The sequence below is a fragment of the Lactobacillus mulieris genome, from assembly GCF_007095465.1.
Taxonomy (GTDB): domain Bacteria; phylum Bacillota; class Bacilli; order Lactobacillales; family Lactobacillaceae; genus Lactobacillus; species Lactobacillus mulieris.
In genome coordinates this window covers 1-287 of sequence record NZ_SDGL01000041.1, presented here as the reverse complement: position 1 = coordinate 287, position 287 = coordinate 1, and the positions used below count along the sequence as shown (strand labels likewise).

The window sequence follows — 287 nt, the reverse complement described above, 5'->3', positions numbered from 1 at the left end:
CAAAGCGAAGTGGATAGTGCTACAACTGCAATTAACAATGCAAAGTCAGCCTTAGATGGTGAAACCACAGACAAGAGTGCTTTGGAAACTGCAGTGAATGAACAATCAACAGTAGAAAGCACATCAGCTTACTACAACGCAAGTGATGATAAGAAACAAGCATATGATGATGCGGTAAGTGCTGGTCAAACAGTGTTGAACAATGATTCCGCTACTCAAAGCGAAGTGGATAGTGCCACAAGTGCAATTAACAATGCAAAGTCAGCCTTAGATGGTGAAACCACAGA

1 protein-coding gene is annotated in these 287 nt (G+C 41.8%); it reads left to right on the top strand.

Annotated features, from left to right (window positions below; translation table 11 throughout):
- Positions 1–287: FIVAR domain-containing protein (locus tag ETI37_RS07755; protein ID WP_244285229.1), on the top strand; the 287-nt coding region annotated here is incomplete at both ends.